This is a genomic window from Algoriphagus sp. (assembly GCF_024642405.1).
Taxonomy (GTDB): Bacteria; Bacteroidota; Bacteroidia; order Cytophagales; family Cyclobacteriaceae; genus Algoriphagus.
Genome location: NZ_JAHEBC010000367.1, coordinates 1 through 3657, shown reverse-complemented (window position 1 = coordinate 3657; position 3657 = coordinate 1). Strand labels below are relative to the sequence as shown.

Annotated in this window: 4 protein-coding genes; 3 read left to right on the top strand and 1 reads right to left on the bottom strand. The window is 35.4% G+C overall.

Features of this window, described 5'->3' with window-relative positions:
• Positions 1-43: 43 nt before the first annotated feature.
• The gene (locus tag Q0L68_RS17870) at positions 44-1321 is read right to left on the bottom strand and encodes an OmpA family protein (protein WP_296705622.1); all 1278 of its coding nucleotides are present in this window, start codon (positions 1319-1321) and stop codon (positions 44-46) included.
• A 172-nt stretch (positions 1322-1493) separates the two neighbouring features.
• Between Q0L68_RS17870 and Q0L68_RS17865 the strand changes: the two genes are divergently transcribed.
• Genes Q0L68_RS17865 through Q0L68_RS17855 form a run of 3 tightly spaced genes read left to right on the top strand, consistent with a single transcriptional unit; the run spans position 1494 to position 3534 of the window.
• Positions 1494-2402, top strand: coding sequence for an aminopeptidase (locus Q0L68_RS17865; protein WP_296705621.1), 909 nt, complete (start codon positions 1494-1496; stop codon positions 2400-2402).
• Positions 2403-2411: 9 nt separating this feature from the next.
• Entirely contained in the window at positions 2412-2948 is a 537-nt protein-coding gene (hpt, locus tag Q0L68_RS17860) for a hypoxanthine phosphoribosyltransferase (RefSeq protein ID WP_296705620.1), read from the top strand.
• A 13-nt stretch (positions 2949-2961) separates the two neighbouring features.
• Complete coding sequence (locus tag Q0L68_RS17855) at positions 2962-3534, top strand: adenylate kinase (protein ID WP_296705619.1); 573 nt, start codon at positions 2962-2964, stop codon at positions 3532-3534.
• The last annotated feature ends 123 nt before the right edge of the window (positions 3535-3657 follow it).

Here is a 3657-nt window from a genome sequence, read left to right as displayed (position 1 = left end):
AAGCCCGGATTAACCGGGCTCTTAATTAATTATATTTTTAAGCTTATTTCACTTCGAAACTAGCTCTTCTTGCCATTTGTCTGGCATCAGCAGAAGACTTGTCTACGCTAGTATCTTCACCATAACCTTTATAAGAAAGTCTAGATGCATCAACACCGGAAGAAATTAATAAGTCATAAACTGCTTTAGCTCTTCTTTCAGAAAGCTTCATATTGTAATCTTCAGGACCTAATTCATCGGCATATCCCTTAATTTCTACACTTACTCCAGGATTTTTCTTCATGAAGTTTGCAACATAACTAGCTGCGCTAGTAGAGTATCCAAGCGGCTTAGAGCTATCGAATGCATAATATACGTTAATGTAACCATCGTTTATAGCCTTCTTAAAGAAATCAAGTTCTTCCTTAATTTCTTCTACTGGACATCCATTAGTAGAAGCTGGGCCAGGAAGGAATGGGCACTTATCCATATGATCTGGAGTTCCATCACCGTCAGAGTCCATTGTTGTACCTTGAGAATTAACTCTTGCTCCTGCTGGAGTATTAGGCTCTTTATCTAAATAATCAGGAACACCGTCACCATCAGAATCTTTTAGCATATCTTTAATACCGTTGATCTGAGAAGCTAATTCCTCTTTGGTAGCATATTTATCAGCTGCAATATACCAGTCAGCATGCTCTTCGGCAGAACCTAAGTAAAACTGAAGACCTAACGTACCTGTCCACCAAACTGAATTTGCTCCATAAAATCCAGCATTATCAGGCCTGATAGCCGTAGCGCCATCCCAAGTTACAGTTTGACGTCCATTTATGATTGCACTGATATCACCTACCAAAGCAATACCTTTTCCTAATTTAAGCTGAGGAGTAAAACCTACAATAAAATTGTAAACATCATCAGTAAAATCATTGTAAAGATTTTCTTCTGGGTTCACATTACCGATACCTGCCCCTCCATGAACTAATAAACCTACAGATCTTGTGAAAGACTCAAAGTTCATAATTCTTCCAGCATTCATTACGCCTTGGAGATTTAAGCGGTAATATTTTGTATCAAATGTAGGTGATTCACCATCTACCTCTTTCATTGATCCAAAACCATAATCAAGCTTAAGGCCGAATTTTTCATTGAACATGTAACGAGCTCCGAAATCTATATGACCAAAGTTGGCTGTTGGTGAAAGATATCCTGGAGTCAGAGGAGCCATTGGTTTGTTGACGCCTCCATTGATTTCCAAAGAGAATTTGTCGAATTCTTTCTGGGCGTTGGCACCAAGTGCCAAAGCACCGACCATAAGTGTTGAGAGTATTAGTTTTTTCATAACAAAAAATTTTTGTTCAAATTTTAAGTGTTTGATTGATGTGATTACAAATTTAATAACTTTTAACTTACTGCAAATCTAGATGATTTATTTAATTCACAATTCTGCTAACAAAATAAATCTAAACAAATTTACTGTCTATTAACAAATAATTAACATAATTAATGCCAAAATGAAAATTTTGTACGATTTATTAGAAATAAATGGTGTTTCTGGTGATGAATCGCGAACAACTAAATTTCTATGCGAATATGTTGAAAAACGTAAGAAATATTGGAAAGTTGTACCAAAAATATTTTTTAGTGATGAATTTCATGATTGTCTTCTCCTAAAATTTGGAATTCCAAGAACCGCGGTTTTCGCGCATATTGATACAATTGGATTTATGGCAAGGTACAATAATCAATTAGTACCAGTAGGTGGACCGGAATTAATTCCTGGAACTTGGTTAGTAGGTGAAGATAGCCTTGGATCCATAAGATGCCGACTTCAAGGCGATGAAGATGGATTTGTTCATGATTTTCCAAGAGGGATTGAACCAGGGACTTGTTTGTCTTTTGAGCAAAATGTAAGACTCGATAAAAATTTCATCCAAGCTGCTTATTTGGATAATAGGTTGGGGATATATAATGCTTTGAAATTATGTGAAACACTTGAAAACGGTTGGATCGTGTTTTCCACGTATGAAGAGCATGGAGGTGGCAGTATGCCATTTCTTCTTAAGTTCATCCAAGAAGAGGCTCCTATTAAACAAGCATTAATTTCTGATATTACTTGGGTATCAGAAGGCGTAAGGCACCATGAAGGAGTTGCTATTTCTATCAGAGATAAGTTTATACCTAGGCGAAGTTTTTTAAATAAAATTGTTTCTTTGGCAAATAAAAGTAAAATCCCCTTTCAAATAGAGGTAGAGGGTGCAGGAGGAAGTGATGGAAGAGAGATTCAATTCTCTCCTTACCCAATTGATTGGTGTTTTATTGGTGCGCCTGAGGATAATGTTCATACGCCAGATGAAAAAGTATCTTTGAAGGATCTCAAAGCAATGATCGATTTATACAAATTTTTAATGAAGGAACTATAAAGGTCTATTATGAGCATTAGAATCAAAGACAAACATTTTATTCCATTTTTAAATCAAGATCAGATACAGAAAAGAATTTCTCAGGTTGGGGCAGAAATATCGCAGGATTTCAAAGGAAAAGAAGTTGTTTTATTAGGTGTTTTAAATGGGTCATTCATTTTTTTTGCTGATTTATGTAGGTCTATAGATTTACCTATTACTTGCACTTTCGTGAAACTTAGTTCCTATCAAGGGACAAAAAGTTCTGAAAAAGTAAAATCATTAATAGGGATTCAGGATAGTTTAAAAAATAAATATGTATTAATTGTTGAGGATATAGTAGATACCGGAATCAGCATGAATTACCTGCTAGAGCAGATTTCAGGCCTAAATCCTTCTGGGATTTCAATCGTTTCACTTCTATTTAAACCTGAAGCTTTTCGGTTTAATTATCCAATTGATTATGTCTGTTTTGAAATTCCCAATAAATTTGTCGTCGGCTTCGGCCTTGACTATGATGGATATGGTAGAAATCTTAAAGAAATCTATCAACTTGATACTCCTTAAAAAATAATCAGGAATGTATAATATCGTTTTATTTGGCCCTCCGGGTGCGGGCAAAGGCACACAAAGTGAAAAATTAATCCAACATTATGGATTAACTCATCTTTCTACAGGAGATTTGTTTAGAAAGCACCTAGGTGAAGGAACAGAATTAGGTCTCCTAGCTAAAAAATATATGAATGAAGGACATTTGGTGCCTGATGAAGTTGTCATAAAGATGGTGGAGGAAAAAATCAGTGAGACCAAAGATTCTAAAGGTTTTATTTTTGATGGTTTCCCTAGGACTACTGCCCAGGCAGAAGCCTTGGATGAAATGCTTTCCCATCATAATTTAGAAATTTCAGGGATGATTGCTCTTGAAGTTCCAGAGGATGTTCTGAGAGAAAGAATTAAAGAAAGAGGAAAAACTTCAAACCGAGCCGATGATCAGGATAATGAAAAAATAACTACCAGAATCCAAGTCTATATGAAAGAGACTTTACCTGTGGCGACTTATTATGAAAAGCAAGGTAAGTTTCAAAAAATCAATGGCGTTGGAGAAATAAATGAAATCTTCAATCAGATCACTTCTGTTATTGATAGCTACTGATTGGCTTAATTTTCTTAATTTTGCAATCCACATTTGGCTAAGCTTTAATGCTTAGCCTTTTTCTTTTAAAAAATGGCCGATTCTAATTTCATTGATTACGTAAAGTTTTGTTCTCGTTCCGGA